Annotated in this window: 23 protein-coding genes; 11 read left to right on the top strand and 12 right to left on the bottom strand. The window is 70.8% G+C overall.

Going from position 1 to position 20,095, the window contains the following annotated elements; all coding sequences use genetic code 11:
- Positions 1-26 precede the first annotated feature (26 nt).
- Together ASE68_RS09615 and ASE68_RS09610 are read right to left on the bottom strand one after the other, a co-directional pair.
- Complete coding sequence (locus tag ASE68_RS09615; RefSeq protein ID WP_055857783.1) at positions 27-1,151, bottom strand: glycosyltransferase family 1 protein; 1,125 nt, start codon at positions 1,149-1,151, stop codon at positions 27-29.
- Complete coding sequence (locus ASE68_RS09610; protein WP_055857781.1) at positions 1,148-2,056, bottom strand: alpha/beta fold hydrolase; 909 nt, start codon at positions 2,054-2,056, stop codon at positions 1,148-1,150. Before ASE68_RS09610 ends, ASE68_RS09615 begins: the two co-directional genes overlap by 4 nt.
- A gap of 116 nt (positions 2,057-2,172) precedes the next feature.
- Here ASE68_RS09610 and ASE68_RS09605 point away from each other — a divergent pair, with 116 nt between their 5' ends.
- A complete protein-coding gene (locus ASE68_RS09605) occupies positions 2,173-2,874 on the top strand; it encodes an exonuclease domain-containing protein (RefSeq protein ID WP_055857780.1) in 702 nt (233 codons plus the stop codon).
- A 119-nt stretch (positions 2,875-2,993) separates the two neighbouring features.
- On the opposite strand, the gene ASE68_RS09600 is transcribed toward ASE68_RS09605, so the two are convergent.
- The 3 genes from ASE68_RS09600 to glgA all read right to left on the bottom strand — a co-directional run bounded on the left by ASE68_RS09600 (position 2,994) and on the right by glgA (position 5,415).
- On the bottom strand, positions 2,994-3,242 hold the full coding sequence (locus ASE68_RS09600) for a type B 50S ribosomal protein L31 (RefSeq protein WP_055857778.1): 249 nt from the start codon (positions 3,240-3,242) through the stop codon (positions 2,994-2,996).
- Positions 3,243-3,368: 126 nt separating this feature from the next.
- Positions 3,369-4,154 (bottom strand): ABC transporter ATP-binding protein, encoded by a 786-nt coding sequence (locus tag ASE68_RS09595; protein WP_055861074.1) that lies wholly within the window; start codon positions 4,152-4,154, stop codon positions 3,369-3,371.
- 73 nt (positions 4,155-4,227) lie between these two features.
- Entirely contained in the window at positions 4,228-5,415 is a 1,188-nt protein-coding gene (gene glgA / locus ASE68_RS09590) for a glycogen synthase (RefSeq protein ID WP_055857776.1), read from the bottom strand.
- Between the two features lie 81 nt (positions 5,416-5,496).
- On the opposite strand from glgA, the gene glgC reads away from it, so the two are divergent.
- The gene (glgC, locus tag ASE68_RS09585; RefSeq protein ID WP_055857773.1) at positions 5,497-6,747 is read left to right on the top strand and encodes a glucose-1-phosphate adenylyltransferase; all 1,251 of its coding nucleotides are present in this window, start codon (positions 5,497-5,499) and stop codon (positions 6,745-6,747) included.
- Positions 6,744-7,409, top strand: a complete 666-nt coding sequence (gene serB, locus ASE68_RS09580) for a phosphoserine phosphatase SerB (RefSeq protein ID WP_055857772.1) — start codon at positions 6,744-6,746, stop codon at positions 7,407-7,409. Before glgC ends, serB begins: the two co-directional genes overlap by 4 nt.
- Positions 7,410-7,491: 82 nt before the next feature.
- On the opposite strand, the gene ASE68_RS09575 is transcribed toward serB, so the two are convergent.
- On the bottom strand, positions 7,492-8,202 hold the full coding sequence (locus ASE68_RS09575; RefSeq protein WP_055857770.1) for a beta-ketoacyl-ACP reductase: 711 nt from the start codon (positions 8,200-8,202) through the stop codon (positions 7,492-7,494).
- A gap of 212 nt (positions 8,203-8,414) precedes the next feature.
- On the opposite strand from ASE68_RS09575, the gene ASE68_RS19855 reads away from it, so the two are divergent.
- The 3 genes from ASE68_RS19855 to ASE68_RS09560 are packed head-to-tail and all read left to right on the top strand — an operon-like array spanning position 8,415 to position 9,885.
- Positions 8,415-8,810 carry a DUF3099 domain-containing protein gene (locus ASE68_RS19855; protein ID WP_082462147.1) on the top strand — a complete coding sequence of 132 codons (396 nt, stop codon included), beginning with the start codon at positions 8,415-8,417 and terminating at the stop codon, positions 8,808-8,810.
- The gene (locus ASE68_RS09565; protein WP_055857768.1) at positions 8,807-9,046 is read left to right on the top strand and encodes a hypothetical protein; all 240 of its coding nucleotides are present in this window, start codon (positions 8,807-8,809) and stop codon (positions 9,044-9,046) included. Before ASE68_RS19855 ends, ASE68_RS09565 begins: the two co-directional genes overlap by 4 nt.
- Entirely contained in the window at positions 9,043-9,885 is an 843-nt protein-coding gene (locus ASE68_RS09560; protein ID WP_055857766.1) for an SURF1 family protein, read from the top strand. Before ASE68_RS09565 ends, ASE68_RS09560 begins: the two co-directional genes overlap by 4 nt.
- Before the next feature lie 10 nt (positions 9,886-9,895).
- Here ASE68_RS09560 and ASE68_RS09555 read toward each other — a convergent pair whose 3' ends face one another.
- Positions 9,896-11,494, bottom strand: coding sequence for an ABC-F family ATP-binding cassette domain-containing protein (locus tag ASE68_RS09555; protein ID WP_055857763.1), 1,599 nt, complete (start codon positions 11,492-11,494; stop codon positions 9,896-9,898).
- 116 nt (positions 11,495-11,610) lie between these two features.
- Between ASE68_RS09555 and ASE68_RS09550 the strand changes: the two genes are divergently transcribed.
- Positions 11,611-12,747 (top strand): winged helix DNA-binding domain-containing protein, encoded by a 1,137-nt coding sequence (locus ASE68_RS09550; protein WP_055857762.1) that lies wholly within the window; start codon positions 11,611-11,613, stop codon positions 12,745-12,747.
- Between the two features lie 84 nt (positions 12,748-12,831).
- Here the strand turns inward: ASE68_RS09550 and ASE68_RS09545 are convergent, their stop codons facing one another.
- The gene (locus ASE68_RS09545; RefSeq protein ID WP_055857760.1) at positions 12,832-13,395 is read right to left on the bottom strand and encodes a YceI family protein; all 564 of its coding nucleotides are present in this window, start codon (positions 13,393-13,395) and stop codon (positions 12,832-12,834) included.
- A gap of 83 nt (positions 13,396-13,478) precedes the next feature.
- Positions 13,479-14,648, bottom strand: a complete 1,170-nt coding sequence (locus tag ASE68_RS09540; RefSeq protein ID WP_055857758.1) for a glycoside hydrolase family 3 N-terminal domain-containing protein — start codon at positions 14,646-14,648, stop codon at positions 13,479-13,481.
- 79 nt (positions 14,649-14,727) lie between these two features.
- Here ASE68_RS09540 and ASE68_RS20530 point away from each other — a divergent pair, with 79 nt between their 5' ends.
- From ASE68_RS20530 to ASE68_RS09525, 3 genes are read left to right on the top strand one after another with little or no spacing between them, the layout of a single operon-like run.
- Entirely contained in the window at positions 14,728-15,876 is a 1,149-nt protein-coding gene (locus ASE68_RS20530; protein WP_200921689.1) for a hypothetical protein, read from the top strand.
- Between the two features lie 6 nt (positions 15,877-15,882).
- Positions 15,883-16,719, top strand: a complete 837-nt coding sequence (locus tag ASE68_RS09530; protein ID WP_055857752.1) for an oxygenase MpaB family protein — start codon at positions 15,883-15,885, stop codon at positions 16,717-16,719.
- The gene (locus tag ASE68_RS09525) at positions 16,719-17,216 is read left to right on the top strand and encodes an Lrp/AsnC family transcriptional regulator (protein ID WP_055857749.1); all 498 of its coding nucleotides are present in this window, start codon (positions 16,719-16,721) and stop codon (positions 17,214-17,216) included. The genes ASE68_RS09530 and ASE68_RS09525 overlap by 1 nt, the downstream gene beginning before the upstream one ends.
- A gap of 60 nt (positions 17,217-17,276) precedes the next feature.
- Here the strand turns inward: ASE68_RS09525 and ASE68_RS09520 are convergent, their stop codons facing one another.
- The 3 genes from ASE68_RS09520 to ASE68_RS09510 all read right to left on the bottom strand — a co-directional run bounded on the left by ASE68_RS09520 (position 17,277) and on the right by ASE68_RS09510 (position 19,194).
- Positions 17,277-17,792 (bottom strand): hypothetical protein, encoded by a 516-nt coding sequence (locus tag ASE68_RS09520; protein WP_055857747.1) that lies wholly within the window; start codon positions 17,790-17,792, stop codon positions 17,277-17,279.
- Between the two features lie 91 nt (positions 17,793-17,883).
- On the bottom strand, positions 17,884-18,522 hold the full coding sequence (locus ASE68_RS09515; protein WP_055857745.1) for a TMEM175 family protein: 639 nt from the start codon (positions 18,520-18,522) through the stop codon (positions 17,884-17,886).
- A 258-nt stretch (positions 18,523-18,780) separates the two neighbouring features.
- Positions 18,781-19,194 carry a hypothetical protein gene (locus ASE68_RS09510; protein ID WP_055857743.1) on the bottom strand — a complete coding sequence of 138 codons (414 nt, stop codon included), beginning with the start codon at positions 19,192-19,194 and terminating at the stop codon, positions 18,781-18,783.
- Positions 19,195-19,336: 142 nt separating this feature from the next.
- Between ASE68_RS09510 and ASE68_RS09505 the strand changes: the two genes are divergently transcribed.
- Positions 19,337-20,038, top strand: coding sequence for a hypothetical protein (locus tag ASE68_RS09505; RefSeq protein WP_055857741.1), 702 nt, complete (start codon positions 19,337-19,339; stop codon positions 20,036-20,038).
- The last annotated feature ends 57 nt before the right edge of the window (positions 20,039-20,095 follow it).

Below are 20,095 nucleotides of genomic sequence, written 5' to 3'. Positions count from 1 at the left end.
ACCCGGCTCGGCCGCGCTGACGCGGCTCAGCGAACCGCGGGAGCCGCCGGTCGACGTCGCCGACGCGACCGGCGGCGACGCGACCCCGGAGCTGCCGTACGACGCATCAGCTCGAGCAGCCGGTCGGCCGATGCGGCCCAGGTGTACTTCGCCGCGACCTCGACGGATGCCGCAGAGCGCCGCTCCCATTCGTCGCCGCGTTCGAGCGCCCAGAGTGCGGCGACGAGCGACTCGGGCGAGTCGGCGTCGAAGTACACGGCCGCGTCGCCGCCGATCTCGCGGAAGATCGGGATGTCGCTGACGACGACCGGAGTGCCGAGGCGCATGGCCTCGACGAGCGGGATGCCGAAGCCCTCGGCGCGCGAGGCGTGCACGAGCGCGCTCGCGCCGCCGAGCAGTTCGGCGTACTCGGCATCGGTCACGCCGTTGTGGAAGACGAGGCGGGCCTGCGGTGCGAGCCGGGTGAGACGCGCACGCTCGTCGCGGCTGATCTTGCTGAGCAGGTGCAGCTCGTGCTCGGGCAGCGCGCCGACCGCGCGCACCAGCGTGTCGACGTTCTTGTACGGCATGTACGAGCCCATGTAGACGAGCCGGTGGCCGACGGGACGAACCCGGGGCAGGTCGGGCACGGCGAGGTCGTCGGCCGCGTTCGGCACGACGGTGACGGGCCGGGTGGTGAGCTCGTGCTCGCGGATCAGGCCGGCGGTCGTCTCGGAGACGGTGACCACGGCGTCGGCGCGGTTGAGCAGCATGCGCTGCGGCCACCACCCCAGGTGGTAGAGCCGCCAGAGCATCCGCACCGGCCACGGGAGGTCGCGCGGCGGGGTCGGGTTCTCGTAGTAGATCAGGTCGTGCAGGGTGAGGAGCAGCTTGTAGTCGCGACCCAGCGAGCCCATGGTCTGCATCGGCGAGAAGACGATGTCGGGATGCATTCGACGCACCTGCAACGCGACCAGTGGTTCGCGGATGCTCGTCGGGGAGCTCACGAGCTGCCACGGCAGGTCTGGCAGCATCTCGAGCTGTCGGTGGTCGTTCACGAGCATGGTGAGCGGGTGCCGCCTTGCGAGCTCCGTGACGATGCCCGCGGTGAAGCGGCTGATGCCGTCGTGACGCCCGATGCGGGTGTAGCGGCAGTCGACGACGACCTTCACGCGCGAGCCTCCGAGTCGAGCTGGTCGGAGCCGAGGAAGGCGAGGATCATCGCCGCCGCGGTGGCCGGGGTCTCGTAGTGGATCAGGTGCCCCACCTCGGGGATCACCTCGAGGCGTGCGTCGGGGAACACGGTCGCGAGCCGCTGCTGGGCCGACAGCGGGGTGACGTCGTCGCGCTCGGCGGCGATGAGCAGGGTCGGCACGTGGATGTCGGCGGCGACCTCGCCGACATTGTGGCTCACCGAGGTCGTGAACCCCTCGAGCACCGAGTCGCGGGTGCCGAACGCCGAGAAGTAGGTGTCGTGCTGGTCGTGGATCCACCGGCGCAGCGGCTTCGAGGTCGTCTTGGCCATGGTGACGCTCATGATCCGCACGATGGCGCCGTTGCGCAGCAACGCGAACCCGGGTCGTTCGGGCAGCGCGGCCGAAGCCCGGTAGTAGAGCACCGCGAGCCGCGTCATGACGCCGCGCGGCCCCTCGAGGGCGGGGGCGCCGATGGGGTTCACGAGGATCAGGCGTTCCGGCGAGAGACCGCGGGCGACTGCGGCCGACGTGACGATCGAGCCGAACGAGTGGCCGAGCAGCGTGTAGGGCCCGTCGATGCCGGCGGCGCGGATGAAGGCGCCGAGCCATGCGGTGTACGCATCGAGGTCGTGGGCGCCCGTGGCGAACGTGTCGGAGGCGCCGAAGCCCGGGAGGTCGGGCGAGATGATGCGGAACCCCGGCAGTTGCGCGACGACGGGCTCGAGGCCGTGGTGGTCGCCGCGGAACCCGTGCACGAGCACGAGCACGGGGGCGTCGGCGGGGCCGTACTCCCACCAGGACGTCTGGGTGCCATCGACGTCGAGCCGGTGCTCGCTGACGGGGATGCGAGCGAGCTGCTCGGCGTACGGGGAGGCGATCATGACCTCGACAGTCTACGGCGCTGCGGCTGGGCGTCCGTCGGTCTCCACAGGGCCCGATCGCGTGACACGCGCCGCGCTCCCCCGCCGATGTCGGTGCCCGACCATAGCCTTCCACCATGGATTCCGCGAACGCCGCCAGCTGGGCCGACACCCTCGCCGTCTTCGACCTCGAGACCACCGGCATCGACGTCGACACGTGCCGCATCGTCACCGCCCACGTCGGCGTCATCGGCTACGACGGCACCGAGCTCGAACGGCGGCAGTGGATCGTCGACCCGGGGGTCGAGATCCCCACGGCGGCATCACTCATCCACGGTGTCAGCACCGAGCGCGCCAGACTCGAGGGGGCCGCCGCCCCGACGGCGGTCGCCGAGATCATCGCCGCATTGGCGGATGCCGCGGCGCGGCGCCTGCCGATCGTCGCGTACAACGCGGCCTACGATCTCACGGTGCTCGCCCGCGAGGCCGAGCGCTACGGGCTGGTCGGTCTGCCCGGCCCCGACGCGGTCATCGACCCGCTCGTCATCGACAAGGCCGTCGACCGCTACCGGCGCGGCAAGCGCACGCTCACGGCGACCTGCGAGCACTACGGCGTGCGACTCGACGACGCCCATGACGCCGGCGCCGATGCCGTCGCCGCCGGCCGGGTCGCCCAGGCCATCGCACGCACCTATCCCGAGCTCGCCGCGATCGCCCTCGCCGACCTGCACGATCGTCAGGTCGGGTGGAGCCGCGAGCAGGCCGAAAGCTACCAGGCGTGGCGACGCAAGAACGGCGAGCCCGAATTCACGACGTCGGGAGCCTGGCCCGTGCGCTGATCGGGCGCCTGTGCTGGCCCGGCGCCTGCGCTGATCGGGCGCCTGCGCTGATCGGGCTCGGCCCGGGCATGACGAAAGGGCGGTCGACCGTGGTCGACCGCCCTTTCGTGTGGCAGGTGTTACTTGCCGAAGTTCTTGAAGCGCTGGTTGAACTTCTCGACGCGGCCGGCCGAGTCCATGATGCGCTGCTTGCCCGTGTAGAACGGGTGCGACTCCGAGGAGATCTCGACGTCGATGACCGGGTAGGTCTCGCCGTCGAGCTCGATGGTCTTGTCGCTCGACACCGTCGAACGGGTGAGGAACGTTGCGCCCGAGGCGAGGTCGCGGAAGACGACGGCAGCGTACTCGGGGTGGATGTCGGTCTTCATGGTGACTTCCTTGCTGATCGGATTTTTCTCGTGAATCCCGCCGGCGACGTATGCAGCACGGCAGGAAAGCATGTTGGCCAAAGGGGGCCAGCTAACGATTCTAGCAGAAGCGCGAGCTGATCGAGGTCAGCTGGCGCGAGCCGTGTACCGGCCGTTCGCCTCGCTGAGGTCGATCGTGATGCCGAACGCCTTCGTGAGGGTCTCGCTCGTGAGCGCCTCGTCGAGCGGCCCGGCGGCGACGACCCCGCCCTTGGCCAGCAGCAGCGCGTGGGTGAACCCGTTGGGGATCTCCTCGACATGGTGCGTGACCATGACGATCGCGGGCGACGCGGACGACGACGCGTACCCGCCGAGCAGGCCGACGAGCTCTTCGCGGGCGCCGAGGTCGAGGCTCGCGGCCGGCTCGTCGAGGAGCAGCAGTTCGGGATCGGTCATGACCGACCGGGCGATCTGCACGCGCTTCTGCTCGCCGTCGGAGAGGCTGCCGAACCGGCGGTCGGCGAAGCCCTCGAGACCCCACTCCGAGAGCACGCGCTGCGCACGACGGACGTCGATCTCCTCGTACTCCTCGTTCCAGCGGCCCGTGACCGAGTACGCAGCGGTGAGCACCGAGTCGATGACGGTCTCGTTGCGCGGGATCTTGCGGGCCATGGCCGTCGAGGCGAAGCCGATCATCGGACGGAGCTCGAAGACGTCGGCCTTGCCGAGCTTCTCCTCGAGCACGGCCGCCTGGCCGCTGGTCGGGTGCATCGCCGCTGCGGCGATCTGCAGCAGCGTGGTCTTGCCTGCGCCGTTCGGCCCCAGGACGACCCAGCGTTCGTCGGATTCGACGCTCCAGGTCACGGAATCGAGGATCGGGTTCCCGTCGCGAACGACCGAGACATCCGTGAACTGCAGCACCGTACTCGCCATGGTCACCATGCTATCGGGCGCATGCACCCTCGAAGCGCGCACCGGGCGTTCGCGACGCCCCACGACGCCGCGATCACCGTGAGAGCACCCGGTCGTAGACCTCGCGGGTGCGCAGCGCGATCGCATCCCAGGCGAAGTCGCGCTCCGCGCGCAGCCGTCCGGCGGCGCCCATCTCCGCGGCGCGCACGGGGTCGGAGACGACCGCGGTCAGCGCCGCGGCGAGATCGGCGACGTACCGGTCGGGATCCGTCGGCGTACCGGTGCCGTCGTCGGCCTGGTCGATCGGCACGAGCACGCCGGTGACGCCGTCGTCGACGACCTCGGGGATGCCGCCGGTCGCCGTTCCGACGACGGGAGCCCCGCAGGCCATGGCCTCGAGGTTCACGATGCCGAGGGGCTCGTAGATCGACGGGCAGACGAACGCCGTCGCCGCGGTGAGCAGCGCGGTGAGCTCCGCGCGCGGCAGATGCCGGTCGATCCACACGACGCCGTCGCGTTCCGTGCGGAGCTCGTCGACGAGTCCCGTGACCTCCGCCATGATCTCGGCCGTGTCGGGTGCGCCCGCGCACAGCACGAGCTGCACTTCGGGCGGCAACAGTCGTGCCGCGCGCAACAGGTAGGGCAGGCCCTTCTGACGGGTGATGCGGCCGACGAAGATGATCGACGGGCGATCGGGGTCGACGCCGAGGCTGCGCGCCAGGTCGGCATCGGGGTTCGGCTTCCAGTCGTCGAGGTCGATGCCGTTGTAGACGACCTCGACCTTCGCGGGGTCGATCGCCGGGTAGGCACGCAGGATGTCGCGGCGCATGCCGTCGCTCACGGCGATCACGGCGTCGGCGTCCTCGAACGCCGTGCGCTCGACCCATGAGGAGAGCCGGTAGCCGCCGCCGAGCTGCTCGGCCTTCCAGGGGCGGAGCGGTTCGAGGCTGTGCGCCGTGACGACATGCGGGATGCCGTGCAGCCGCTTGGCGGTGAAGCCGGCGAAGTTCGCATACCAGGTGTGCGAGTGCACGAGATCGGCGCCTGCGGCATCCGCTGCCATGAGCAGGTCGACGCCCATGGTGCCGACCGCGGCGTTGCGGCCCTCGAAGGCGTCGGGTGTCGCGTAGCCGTGCGTTCCCGCCTCGTCGCGGGGCGCGCCGAACGCGCGCACGACCACGTCGATGTCCCGTCGCAGCGCCCGGACGAGCTCGGCGACGTGCACGCCGGCTCCCCCGTAGATCTCGGGCGGGTATTCACGGGTGAGCAGGTCGACGCGCATGCTGCACACGCTAGCGCAGCGGCATCCGACATGTGTGGACTCCGGGCCCCCGGGAGGCCCGCTGCTGACTACGCTTGGGGCATGGTCACGCGCAAGGTATTCGGCATCGTTCTCGCAGGCGGCGAGGGCAAGCGACTCATGCCCCTCACCGAAGACCGGGCCAAGCCCGCGGTGCCGTTCGGCGGGCAGTATCGACTCATCGACTTCGCCCTGTCGAACCTGCTGAACTCGGGCCTGCGCCAGATCGTCGTGCTCACGCAGTACAAGTCGCACAGCCTCGACCGGCACGTCTCGCAGACCTGGCGCATGAGCGGCCTGCTGAACTCCTACGTGGCCTCGGTGCCCGCGCAGCAGCGACTCGGCAAGCGCTGGTTCTCGGGGTCGGCCGACGCGATCCTGCAGAGCCTCAACCTCATCTACGACGAGCAGCCCGACATCATCGTGGTGGTCGGTGCCGACCACGTCTACCGCATGGACTTCAGCCAGATGATCGACGCGCACATCGCGTCCGGCGCCGCGGCGACCGTCGCGGCGATCCGGCAGCCCATCTCGCTCGCCGACCAGTTCGGCGTCATCGAGGTCGACGAGCAGAACCCCGAGCACATCAAGCGGTTCCTCGAGAAGCCGTCCGACCCGGTCGGCCTGCCCGACTCCCCCGGCGAGGTGCTCGCCTCGATGGGCAACTACGTGTTCAACGCCGACGCCCTCATCGAAGCGGTGCTGCGCGACGGCGAGCTCACGGACTCGAGTCACGACATGGGCGGCGACATCATCCCCGCGTTCGTCGCGCGGGGCGAGGCCGGCGTCTACGACCTCAACCGCAACGACGTGCCCGGCTCGACCGACCGCGACCGCTACTACTGGCGCGATGTGGGAACCATCGATTCGTTCTTCGAGGCCCACCAGGACCTCATCTCGGTGATGCCGATCTTCAACCTGTACAACCGGGAGTGGCCGATCTTCAGCCAGCAGCTGAACTCCCCGCCCGCCAAGTTCACCCGCGACGCGCGCGGAACCCTCGGCACGGTGATCGACTCGATCGTGTCGCTCGGCTCCGTGATCTCCGGCGCGCACGTCGAGCGCAGCGTGCTCGGGCCGTGGGCGGTGGTGGGCTCCGGCGCGCACGTCGCCGACTCGATCCTGTTCGACCGGGCGCGCATCGACGCCGGTGCGACCGTGCAGCGGGCGATCCTCGACAAGGAGGTCGTCGTCGAGGCGGGCGCGCGCATCGGCGTCGACCGCGCCGAAGACCTCGCGCGCGGGTTCATCGTCACCGACAGCGGCATCACGGTCGTCGGCAAGGGTTCACGGGTGCGGGCGGGCGGCGCGTGAGCGCAGGCGCACCGGGCCGCCTCGGCGGCCCGCTCGTCGTGCTCGACGCCGACTCCACCCTCATCCGCGAGGAGGCCATCGAACTGCTCGCCGAGGCGGCGGGCAGCCTCACCCTCGTCGCCGAGGTCACCGAACGCGCGATGCGGGGCGAGCTCGACTTCGCCGCGAGCCTGCGCGAACGCGTCGCCACCCTCGCGGGGCTCGGCGAAGACGACCTCGCGCTGGCACGCACGCGCATGACCCCGACGCCGGGCGTGCAGGAGCTCATCGACGGCGTGCACGCCGCCGGCGGCGTCGTCGGCGTCGTCTCCGGCGGGTTCCACGAGTTGCTCGATCCCCTCGCCGAGCGTCTCGGCCTCGACTTCTGCCGCGCCAACCGGCTCGAGGTCGACGGCGACGGTCGGCTCACCGGTCGGGTCGACGGAGCGATCATCGACGCCGAGGCCAAGGCCGTCGCACTCGAGGAGTGGGCGGCCGCGGCATCCGTGCCCCTGAGGTACACCGTCGCGGTGGGTGACGGCGCGAACGATCTGCGCATGCTCGCGAAGGCGGGGCTGGGTGTGGCGTTCTGCGCCAAGCCGGTGGTGCGCGCTCAGGCCGATGTGGCGATCACGACGCCCGATCTCGGGCAGGTGCTCGCCCTGCTCGGCCTGCGCGGCTGACGGCCCGCACGGCTGAACCTGAAGGCCGCGGTCACCCGTTCGGGTGCGCCGCGGCCTTCATCGTGCTGGAGGTCGAAGGCGGTCAGTGCCCCATGCCGAGGCCGCCGTCGACGGGGATCACCGCACCCGAGATGTAGCCCGCGTCGTCGCCCGCGAGCCAGGCGACGACCCGTGCGACCTCGTCGGGCGAGGCGAACCGGCCGAGCGGGATGTTCTTCTTGTACTCGGCCTGCTGCGCCTCGGGCAGTTCATCGGTCATGTCGGTCTCGATGAACCCGGGAGCGACCACGTTCGCCGTGATGTTGCGGGCGCCGAGCTCGCGCGTGAGCGAACGGGCCATGCCGACGAGCGCCGCCTTCGACGCCGAGTAGTTGATCTGGCCGGGCGAGCCGTAGAGGCCGACCACGCTCGAGATGAAGACGACCCGGCCGAAGCGGCCCTTGAGCATGCCCTTCGACGCGCGCTTGACCACGCGGAACGCGCCGGTCAGGTTCGTGTCGATGACGCTCGTGAAGTCCTCTTCGCTCATGCGCAGCAACAGCGTGTCGCGGGTGATGCCGGCATTGGCGACGACGACCTCGACCGGGCCGAGTGCGGCCTCGACCTCGTCGAAGGCGCGGTCGACGGATGCCGCGTCGGTGACGTCGGCACGCACCGTCAGCGTTCCTTCGGGGCCATCGCCCGAGCGGGCCGTGACGGCGACGCGGTGTCCTTGTGCGACGAACTCGCGCGCGATGGCGAACCCGATGCCGCGGTTTCCGCCGGTGACGAGGACGGTGCGGGGCGTGGTCATGCGGTGACTCCATTCACGGGGGATCTGCGGTCTCGAGGCGAGCCCGTCTCAGCATAGTGAGCACCGCATGCCGCGCCCGGATCGAGCGCATGCCGGCCCGCGACATCCGCTCGTCCGGTACCCGGGTCATGCGGCATCCGAGGGCCGCCGCCGGGCGCCGGGAGACGTAGGCTTGAGGCAGAGGAGCGCCGCACCGAACTGCGACGACGTTGATGAAGCAGCAATCGATCACGAGCCTGCCGCTCTCCCCCGAGGCGGAGCGGCGCTCGCGCATGATCAAGTACTCGATCGCCATGGCGATCAGGCTGCTCTGCATCTTCGCGATGCTGTTCGTGCAGGGTTGGTGGCTGGTCGTCTGCGCCGTCGGCGCGATCGTGCTGCCGTACATCGCGGTCGTCCTCGCGAACGTCAGCGGGCCCGGTCTCGGTGGAGCCGTCGAGCGACCAGGCACGATCGTGCCCGTGTCCGGCGCAGGTTCCGCGACCGGTTCTCCCACCCCAGACCCTGCTGCTCCGGCGGGTTCGGCGGGCGACGCGCCGCGCGCTGAGACGAACGCCGACGGTTCCGAGCGGATGCCGCGCGGCGACGACGATCGGAACGCCGCATGATCGGCGGCATGCAGCCCGACGGCGCGGTCTGCTCGCGCGCGTCGTGCCACGAGGCCGCGGCCTGGCGCATCGACTGGCAGAACCCCCGCATCCACACGGGTGACCGGTGGAAGACCTGGCTCGCGTGCGAGGAGCACGTCGGCTACCTGCGCGGGTTCCTCGAGACACGGTCGTTCCCGGTTCGCGTCGAGGCCTTCGCGGGCGAGCTCGACGAGGCGGCCGAGGTCGATTCGTGAGCGACTGGTCTTTCCTGAGATCACGACGCTGGGCCGGCTACCTCGCCCTCGTCGTCGTGTTCGCGATCGTCTGCTGCGCGCTCGGCATGTGGCAGTTCGCCCGCCGCGCCGAGGCGCGCGCCGAGATCGCCCGCATCGACGCGAACTACGATGCCCAGGCGATCCCGGTGGCCGACGCACTCCCCGAGCTCGACGGGTTCGATGTCGACCAGCGCTGGCAGGTCGTCGCCCTGTCGGGCGAGTACCTCGCCGACGAGGAGGTCGTCGTGCGCAACCGCCCGGGTCAGGGCGGCAGCGGATTCGAGGTGCTGACGCCCATGCTCCTCGTCGACGGCACCGTGTTCGTTGTCGATCGCGGATGGGTCGCCCAGGACTCAGACGGACGCCCGAGCGAGTACGCGGCTCCCCCGTCGGGTCGGGTCGACGTCGAGGCGCGCCTGAAGGCGGGCGAGGGCCAGATCAACGGCCGCACCTCGGCCGGCGACGAGTTCGCCACCATCGACCTCGACGAACTCGCCGGCCGCCTCGACGAGCCGACCTATACCGGTGCGTACGGGCTGCTCGTGGAGTCCGGGGCGGATGCCGCCGAGCCGCCGATCGCGGCGACCCGACCCCTGCGCGACGAGGGCCCGCACCTGTCGTACGCGCTCCAGTGGTTCGTGTTCGCCATCATGGGGTTCATCGGGCTCGCCTGGGCGGCGAACCGGGAGCGCAAGGCCCTCGCCGAGGCATCCGGAGTGCCCATGGACCACAAGCGGCCGGTGCAGCGCCAGGTGAACCGCACGCAGCGCCGGGACTCTGACGCCGATCTCGAGGACGGCGTGCTCGACCGGCGGTAGCGCCGGACGGTCAAGCCAGCTCGATGAGCTCCTGGTAGTCGGCGCTCCAGTGGTCTTCGGTGCCGTCGGGCATGATGAGCACCCGCTCGGGGTTCAGAGCCTCGACGGCTCCGGGGTCGTGCGAGACGAGCACGACGGAGCCCTCGTAGTGCGCGAGCGCGTCGAGGATCTCGGCGCGGCTCGCGGGGTCGAGGTTGTTCGTCGGCTCGTCGAGGAGCAACACGTTCGCGCCTGACACGACGATCATCGCGAGTGCCAGTCGCGTCTTCTCGCCACCGGAGAGCACGCCGGCTGCCTTGTGCACGTCGTCGCCCGTGAACAGGAACGAGCCGAGCACCTTTCGCGCCTCGGTCTCGGTGAGGTTCGGCGACGAGCTCACCATGTTCTCGAGCACGCTGCGCTTGACGTCGATGGTCTCGTGCTCCTGGGCGTAGTAGCCCACTCGCAGGCCGTGCCCCGGTTCGACCGTGCCGGTGTCGGGCTTGTCGACACCCGCGAGGATGCGGAGCAGGGTGGTCTTGCCCGCACCGTTGAACCCGATGATGACGACCTTCGAGCCGCGGTCGATCGCGAGGTCGACGGCGGTGAAGATCTCGAGCGAGCCGTAGCTCTTCGACAGGTCGCTCGCGGTGATGGGCGTGCGGCCGCAGGGCGCGGGCGTCGGGAACCGGAGCTTGGCCACCCGGTCGACGGCGCGCACCTCGTCGAGGCCGGCGAGGAGCTTCTCTGCACGCGCGACCATCTGGTGCGCGGCCGCGGCCTTGGACGCCTTCGCGCCGAAGCGTGCGGCCTGCATCTGCAGGACGCCGGCCTTCTTCTCGGCGTTGGCGCGCTCCTTCTTGCGGCGCTCCTCGTCGGCGGCGCGCTGGCGCTGGTAGTGCTTCCAGCCCATGTTGTAGATGTCGATGATCGAGCGGTTCGCGTCGAGGTAGAACACGCGGTTCACGACCTCGTCGACGAGCACGACATCGTGCGAGATCACGATGACGCCGCCCTTGTAGCCCTTCAGGAACTCGCGGAGCCAGACGACCGAGTCGGCGTCGAGGTGGTTCGTGGGCTCGTCGAGGATCATCGTGCCGGCGTCGGAGAACAGGATGCGCGCGAGCTCGATGCGACGGCGCTGGCCGCCCGAGAGCGTCTTCAGCGGCTGGTCGAGGATGCGATCGGGGAGGTTGAGGTTCGAGGCGATCGACGCCGCCTCGGCCTCGGCCGCGTACCCGCCGAGCGCGTTGAAGCGGTCGGTGAGGTTGCCGTACTTCTTCATCGCCTTCTCGGCGACGATGGGGTCGGCGCTGCCCATGTCGATCGACGCCTGATGCATGTCGAGCACGATCGAGCCCAGGCCGCGCGCGTCGAGGATGCGCGTGCGGGCGAGCATCTCGGGGTCGCCGGAGCGAGGGTCCTGCGGGAGGTAGCCGATCTCGCCGGAGCGGTCGATGCGGCCGTCGGTGGGGAGCGTCTCGCCCGCGAGGGTCTTGGTGAGCGTCGTCTTGCCGGCGCCGTTGCGGCCGACGAGGCCGATCTTGTCGCCGTCGGAAACGCGGAAGTTCACGTGCTCCATCAGGACGCGTGCGCCGACGCGGATCTCGAGATCGTGAACGGCGAGCACAGGAAGCCTCCGGCAGGTGTGGGGGTGGGATCGTGCCGACGTGGCACAGCCGCCCAGTCTATCGTCCGTCGGGCGCGCTCGGCGCCGATGTCGGCGGGGCGCGGCAGACTCGCAGCATGACGACGGATGTCTCGAGCGACCCCGCGACCCTCGCATTGCGGTCCGCACGACTGGCCGCCCAGGGGCTCGGCCGCGGCCTCGCGACGCCCCGCGACGTGGTCGAGCGGCTCGTGTGCGTGCAGGCGCAGGACCTCGCGGCGGCGAAGTGGGTGCTCGGCGCGCGGGTGCCGGGTTCGCATGAGACCACGATCGACGCCGCCATCGACGACCGGTCGCTGCTGCGATCGTGGCCGATGCGCGGCACGCTGCATTTCGTCGCACCCGAGATGCTCAGGCCGATCCTCGGCCTGACGTCCGGGCGGCTCATGCAGCGCGCGGCGAAGAACCATCGCGACGAGGGCATCGACGACGCGGTGCACGGCGCGGCACGAGCGATCGCGGTCCGCGAACTCGAGGGCGGCCGGTCGGCGTCGCGCGACGAGCTGCAGGCCGCATGGGAGGCCGCCGGCATCCCCATCACGGGCCAGCGCGGCTATCACCTCATCTGGCGCCTGGCGATCGAGGGCGTGCTGTGCTGCGGACCGATCGACACGCGTGCGCGGCAGCGGTTCGTGCTGCTCGACGAGTGGTCCCCTGCGCGTTCGAGCGATCCCGATGACCCCGACGAGACGCTCGCCAGACTCTTCGTCGGGTACGCGAGGGGGCACGGCCCGGTCACCGTGCACGACTTCGCCTGGTGGACGGGACTGACGGTGACGCAGGCGCGCACGGCGGTCGCCGCCGCGGGCGATGCCGTCGTCGCCTTCTCCGGCGATCGCCACGTCGTCGCCGAGTCCGCGCCGGAGTCCGAACCCCAGCCCGCGACCGGCGGGCCGAGCCGGCACGTGCTCGCGCCGTTCGACGAGTACTTCCTCGGGTACCCCGACCGCACCGCGTTCTGCTCCGCCGAAGACGGCCTGCGTGTGGTGCCCGGCAAGAACGGCCTGTTCCTGCCGATCCTCGTGGCCGACGGCGAGGTCGTCGGCACCTGGCGCCGCTCCCCCGAGCGGCGCGGCGCCACGGCCGTCGAGGTCTCGCCGTTCGGCGCTGGGTTCGAGCTCGCCGAGTTCATGCCGGCGTTCGGCCGCTGGGCCGACTTCTGGTCGACCTCGCTCGGCGAGGTGACCGTGCCTGGAGCCTTCGAGAAGGGGTGATGCGCTTCTGGAGGCGACGCAGCGGCCGCGGAGACGACGCAGGGCGGCCGCCGAAGCGACCGCCCTCCATCGAAGTGGAACGACTTACTGCTGCAGTGCCGCCTGCAGCTCGAGCGTGATGGTGACCTTGTCGCCGAGCAGCACGCCGCCGGTCTCGAGGGCCGCGTTGTAGAGCAGGCCGAAGTCCTCGCGGTTGATCACGGTCTTCGCGGTGGCGCCGGCCTTGTAGTTGCCGTAGGGGTCGCCGCCGAAGCCGCCGAACTCGAAGTCGAAGGTGACGGGCTTGGTGATGCCGCGGATGGTCAGGTCCCCGTCCACCTTGAAGTCGCCGCCATCGAGGCGAACGCCGGTCGAGACGAAGTCGATCGTGGGGTGGGTCTCGGCCTCGAAGAAGTCGCCGGTGCGGAGGTGCGCGTCGCGGTTCGGCTCGTTGGTGTTGACGGAGGCGACCTCGGCCGATGCCGTGACGCTGGAGTCGAGCGGGTTCTCGGTCGTCACGAAGGTGGCGTCGAAACGCTCGAACTTGCCCTTGACCTTGCTGATCATGATGTGGCGGATGCTGAACGCGACCTCACTGTGGGTCGGGTCGATGACCCAGGTTCCTGCGCGGTAGCCGGGGATCTCGGTGCCGATGGCGGTGTTCGTCATGTGGTTCTCCGTATTCGATGTCGACGTGGCATGCGCGCCACATATCAATGCGAACGCATGTAATTGGTGGGGTATTCCGTGTTTCAGGAAACTTTCTCGACGAGGTCGCGTCGGAGCGTGAGCACTCGCTCGACCGCATCGTCGAGCCTCGCCTGAGGAATGCGCCCCGACGACACCGCTGCGGCGATCGCACCCACGAGGCCGTCGACCGAGATTCCCGCGTCGGCCGGATCGGCCGGCAGCACGTAGAGCAGCAGATCCGCGCCGGAGGCGACAGCGCGGACCGCATTCTCGTTCGGGTCCGCGTACTCGGGCAGCCCGTTGTCGCCGAGCATGAGCATGTCGTCGGTCACGACGACGCCGTCGAATCCGAGTTCGTCGCGCAGGATCCGGTGCCATTCGGGCGAGAGCGAGGCCGGCAGCGCATCGACGGCCGGGTACGCGAGATGCCCGGTCATCACGAGTTCCGCGCCGGCATCGATGCCGTCCTGGAACGGGATCGCCGGACCGGCGCGCCACTCGTCGATCGTGAGCGGGGCGCTCGGTACGCTCGAGTGGGAGTCGCCCGGCGCCGCCCCGTGCCCTGGGAAGTGCTTCAGGGTGCTGAACACGGTGCCCTGCTCGCCGGTGACGGCCGCCGCGACCCGCTCGCCGGCGGCGATCGGGTCGGTGCCGAGCACGCGCGACGCGATGAACGAGTCGGGGTCGGCCGTGACATCCGCCACGATGCCGAAGTTCACGTTCAGTCCCGACGCCGCGAGCGTGGCCGCGCGTGCCGAGAAGGCGTCGGTCGTCGCGGCCGGCGGCTCGGCGCGCAGCGTCTCCGCCCCCGGCGCCGCATCCCAGGGCAACCGTTGCACGTCACCGCCCTCCTCGTCGATCGCGACGAGCGCCGGGAGCTCGGCGTCGACCTGCGCGCCGCCGACGAGCGCACGCAGCTCCTCGGGGTTGGCGGGAACGTTGTCGCCCATGAGGATGAGCCCGGAGGCGCCCTGCTCGAGGTAGGCGCGGAGGGGCGCGGGGTCGACGCCCGGCGCGTGCAGCATGAGCAGTGAGGCGGCCTTCTGCTCGACGCTCATCTGCGCCATCCGCGATTCGACGAAGGCCGCGACCGGGTCGACGGGCGTCGGAGTCGGGGTCGCCGAGGGGCTCGCGCTCGGCTTCGGCGCCGCCACCGGCGCCGCCCCGGAGCACCCGGAGAGGAGCGAGATCGCGAGCACGGCCGCGGTGCCGAGGAGGAGCCGAGTGCGCATCCGACCGAGTCTACGCTGCGTGTCCACCCGCAGCCCGCGCGGTCGCTGGGTAGACTCGCCGGGCTCGAAGGGGGTGTTCGTGCGCAGGTTCAGGGGCTTCATCGTGGCGGTGCTCGTCATCGCCGCCGTCCTCGCGCCCGCCGGTGTCGCGAACGCCGAGGACTACCCGACGTGGGACGAGGTCGAGGCCGCGAAGGCGAAGGTCGGGGCGAGCGAGGCAGAGGCCACCCGCATCACGGCCTTCGTCGACGAGCTCGAGGCCGAGGCGGGCCGGCTCGGCGATGCCGCCGTGACCGCCGCCGCCGAATCGGCGCTCGCCGAGCAGGCGCGGGCGGATGCCGCGGCGCGGGCGTCGACCCTCGCCGAACAGGCCGCGGCCGCCGAAGCCGAGGCCGAGGCCGCGACCGCCGCCCTCGGCCGAGCGGGCGCCGTGCTGGCGCGCACCGGCGGAGCGGACATCGGACTGCGATTGCTGCTGAACGGCGACGCCTCCGCGCGCCTGCTGATGGGCCTCTCACGTGCGGCGCAGCTGACCAACGTGATCGGCGGAGTGGCCGCGCGAGCGGAGACCGCAGAGGCCGATGCCGCCTCCGTTCGCGACCAGGCCGATCGCGCAGAGGCCGAGCGCACGAGACTCGCGGCCGAGGCCGTCGAGGCTGCAGCCGCGGCCGAAGCGGCTCACGAGGCGGCCCAGGCCCGCGTGGCCGAGCAGCAATCGGCGCTCGACACGCTCTACGCCCAGCTCGCCAGCCTCCGCGACCGATCCGTCGAGGTCGAACGCCGCTTCCGCATCGGCGAACAGGAGGCTCGTGAGCGCGCAGCTCGCGAGGCTGCGGCCGCTGCAGCCGCAGAGGCCGCCGCAGCGGAAGCAGGCTCCGAGGGCGACGGATTCACCGCCGCTCCCCCGCCGGGCGTCGTCGTCGACACCGGGGGCGCTCAGGCGTACGCCGCCGCCGCGGTGGCGAGGTACGGCTGGGGCGACGGGCAGTACCAATGCCTGTACTCGCTCTGGATGCGCGAATCCAGCTGGCGGGCCGATGCCTACAATGCGTCGAGCGGCGCCTACGGGATCCCCCAGTCGCTTCCCGGCAGCAAGATGGCCGCCGCCGGTGCCGACTGGCGCACGAACGCCGCCACCCAGATCGAGTGGGGCCTGTCGTACATCTCGTCGCGCTACGGCAGTCCGTGCGCCGCATGGGCCCACTCAGAGGCCGTGAACTGGTACTGATGGGACATGGACGCCCACGATGAACACGCGGTGTTCCGCGCCCACGGTGCGGAGGCCGTCCTGCTGCTCGGCGGCGGCGCGGCGATCCTCCTGCAGCTGGCCGATCCCCGGGTCGCCCGTGGCGTCGCCAGGCACAGCGACTTCGCCTCGCGTCCGCTCGATCGGCTGATCGGCACGCTCGACTACGTCTACGCCGTCGGGTTCGGCGACGACGAGATCGCCGCAGCCGCGGTGCGCCGGGTCAACGCGCGCCACGCGCCGGTTCGGGGTGGCGCCGCCCGAACCGAGGGGGCGACCGACGATACGGATGCCGCGTACAGCGCGTTCGACGCCGACGCGCAGCGGTGGGTGGCCTCGACGCTCCTCGCGGTGGCCCTCGACATCCACGAGCGCGTGTACGGCCGGCTTCGCACGACGGATGCCGATGCCATCGTCCGCGGGTACGCGCCGCTCGGGTTCCGGCTGCAGGGCACCCGCGAAGGATGGCCCGAGACTCGGGCGGAGTTCGACACGTGGTGGAACGCCCGCCTCGAGACGCTGCGCGTCACCGATGAGGCCCGTCACGTCGCACGCACGCTGCTCTCGACATCCGATGCCCTGCGCGGCCTCTCGATGCTGCTGCCCCCGGTACGGCTCGTGACCGCCGAGTTGCTGACGCCCGCGCTCCGGGAGGCCTACGGGTTCCGATGGACCCCGCGCGCCCGTCGGGTCGCCCGCGCCTGGCTCGCCGGGGTCGCCGCCGTCTGGCCATGGCTGCCGCGCCTCGTGCGGCATGCCCCCATGCGGGTCTCGCTGCATCGGGCCCGTCGCCGGTACGCTGAGCGTGAGCACCGAGGACGATGATGACCGAGCATGCGGCACACCATGGCGAGGCGATCGACAGCATCGATCGCCGAATCGTCGCGGAGCTGAGCCGCGACGGCCGGCTGTCGGTGCGAACCCTGGCCGAACGGGTGCACATCTCGCGAACGGCAGCGCACAACCGGGTGCAGCACCTCGTCGAACGCGGCGTCATCACGGGCTTCGGCGCGCAGATCGACCGCACGTCGATCGGCCTTCGCATCTCGGCCCTCGTCGTCGTGCGCATCGCGCCCGGAACCGATTGGGAGTCCGTCGCCGCGCGCCTCGCCGAACTGCCCTTCGTCGAGAAGGTGCAGGCGGTCTCGGGCGACATCGACCTGATGCTGACGGTCAGCGCGCCCGATCACGAGCAGCTGAGCCAGGCGATCCTGCGTGACATCCACGTGATGCCCGGCGTGCTCTCGACGAGGTCGCACCTGATCCTCGCCGAGTTCGACGGGCGGCCTCCGGCGCAGTCGCTCGACATCTGGCGCTCGTAGGTCGCCTGCCGCCCTCCGCGTTCGCTCTTCGTGTCGCCGTCGGTCAGCGACCGCAGCCGATCAGAAGAACTCGTCGGGCGTGCCGGCGGCTCGTTCGACGTCGCTCGTGCTGACTCCGGCGCCCTTCAGCTTCGAGACGGCGACGCGGAGGCCGGACTCCATCTGGGCGGCCCAGGCGTCGGATTCGTGTGCGCTCGCCTCGGCGGCGCGGGCACGCGCCTCGGCGGTGACCGCGGCGTTGCGTGCATCGGCGACCTGCCTGAGTGCGAGTGAGATGCCGTAGTAGGCGGCGACCATCGTCGCGATCGGCGCGGCGATGACGGCCAGCGCACTGATCGCCGCACCGGTCGGGCTGAAGGCGATGAGCAGCGCGAACGCGAGGAACAGCGCCGCGATCGCGGCCAGCACGACGAGCATGAAGCGCAGGTCGCGACTCCAGGAGCGACGCTCGGGATCGGCGGGAACGGCGTCGGGCTCGACGACCTCGTCGGGCTCCGCCGACTCGACCGCTTCGGGGGCGTGACCTCCGAGCGGGTCCTCCTGGCCGTAGATCGGACGAGTGTTCGCGTCGCTCATGCTCTCCCCTGCTCCCCTGCGTAGTCCAACACCCAATTGTGTGCCCCGCCCCTAGGGGGGTCAAGGAACCGCGCCGTGCAGCGGCATCCGCTCACGGGGCTGATTTCCCGGCTCCACGAAGCGCAGGGAACAGGCGCACGGCCAGACCGGACACGATCGGCGCGGCGAAGAGCAGCAGCACCCACAACATGCCGACCACGGGCACGAGGTACGCGAGCACGCCCGCGACGACGAGCACGACGAGGACGCCGACCGAGCGGCTGAGGTCGATCTCGTCGAGCGCGCCCTCGACGAGCAACTCCGGATGCCGACGCAGCTCCAGGTCCATGAGGAGCATCGCCCCCGTGGTGACGAACATCGTGCCGATGTAGAGCGCATCGAAACTGCCGTTCGCGACGGTTGGCGACGAGACCGCGTTCGCCGCGAACGGGAGGAAGACGATGCTCGCCAGCCAGAGCATGTTGCACCAGATGAGCTCGATCGAGTAGTCCCGCACGTACTCGAACACCCGGTGGTGGATCAGCCAGAACCGCCCGATCACCGCGAAGGTGACGATGAACGCCACGAACGCACCGAGGTTCTCGCCGGCGAAGGTGGCGAAGGACTCGTCGTCGAGCTCACCCGCGAGGTCGACCAGCGGCAGGATCAGCAGCGTGATCGCGATCGCGACCGTCGCATCCGAGAAGTTCACGAGGCGGTCGAGGCCACGCTCCGTCCGTGCGCGTTCCATGCACCCCCGCCTTCCCGGCGGCGCCGCCGCCTGCCGTCGGTGCCGATTCTGCCGTGCTCGGGCGTCCGCGGGAAGCGGCACGCCCGGCTCGGCGGCGCGCGTGCCGAGTGAGCTGGCTGAATCGAGCGGTGCTGTGCTGTTCTGAGCCGAGTGCAGGTACGGCGAACGGCTAGGTTTGCCGGATGAACGACCGACGAACGCCGAATCTGCCCGCCGCCATCGCGCTGTGCGCCCTGCTGGTCGTGGGCCTGGTCGTGCTCATCGTCTTCTTCGGCTGGATCGCGCCGACCCTGGGGCCGTGACGCGATCGGGATGGGCGCCAGCGGGCGGTGCGATGTCGGCCTGTGCACGGTCCGCCGCTGCGGCTGCTCGCCATCCGACGACCGCTGTGAAGATCGCGAGTGCGGTCGCGATCACCGCGAGCACGCTGAGCAGGGCGATGCCGAACCATGCGGGAGCCCTACCGCCACTGCGGCCGGACCCGGTGCCGACGAGGGCGTTCGGGTCGCCGCCGGTACGGACGTGGATCCAGATCGCACCCGCCATGAGGAGGAGGCCGACGACGAGGACGATCGCCGCGCCGAGGATGGACTGGGCTCGCGTCGGCGCGCGCGGCCGTCGCGGCGCCTCGGGGTTCGCGTCTGTCGTCATCTCGCCGTCTGCCTCCTGCACGACGACTCCATGAGCGATTCCGCGCGTGTGACGTCGATCCAGTCTCACACGGCTCGGGCGTCGGCCGTGCGCGGGCATCCGCCGCGGCGTGCAAGACGCTGCAGCTCTGCCAAGCTGGCCTGATCGGATGTCTGGGGGAAACGTGAATCTCGAGCAGGTGCGCGCAGCCATCGCCGAGGAGCAGCTCGTCGGCCACAACCTGCACGACGCGCATGATCCCCGCGAGGACGAGGTGGGTGTTCGGCTGGTCCCCGAGGGGCTGGTCGTCTTCTCGAACGACGAACGTGCAGTGCCGATGTCCGAGCGACTCTTCGTCGACGACGACGAGGCCGCCTACGACGAGTTCATGACCCGACTGCGCGCGCTGAACCGATTGCGACGACGCCAGGCCGAGCGACGCCGGGCTGCGCGGTCGGCAGCGGAGGCCGACCCCCGCCGGATGGGCAGACCCGGCCGCTTCGTGCACGTCCAAGGCCCGCTCGCAGCAGCGCAGGAGGTCATCGCCTCGACCTTCTCGGCCGCCGGCTTCCGACGTGTGAGTTCCGGCACGGAACGGGTCGAGCTGGTCTACGGCAGCGGCGTACGCGAATGGGCGGCCACGGTGCTCCCGACCGAAGCCTTCGCCGCGACCAGGCGGTGGGGATGGGCCGCACGCGTCACCATCGTCGTGGTGCAGCAGGACGCGCGACGCGCGATCCGGGTCGAAGGCAGTGCCTTCTCGGATGCGCGTCACACGGTCGGGCTCTTCGTGGAGACCCTCGACCAGGCCGTGGATGCGCTGGCGAACGCCGGGTTCGATCCCTCGGCCTCGGTGCTGACGGATGGAGCCGCCGCGAGCCGTTGAGCGCCCGCTCCGCTGCTCCGGGCTTGGCGTATTGCGCCGAACCGCGCAGCGGTGGCT

Origin of the sequence: Agromyces sp. Leaf222, assembly GCF_001421565.1 — a bacterium.
GTDB lineage: Bacteria > Actinomycetota > Actinomycetes > Actinomycetales > Microbacteriaceae > Agromyces.
Note: the sequence above shows the minus strand (reverse complement) of the source record. Positions and strands in the feature narration are given on the sequence as shown.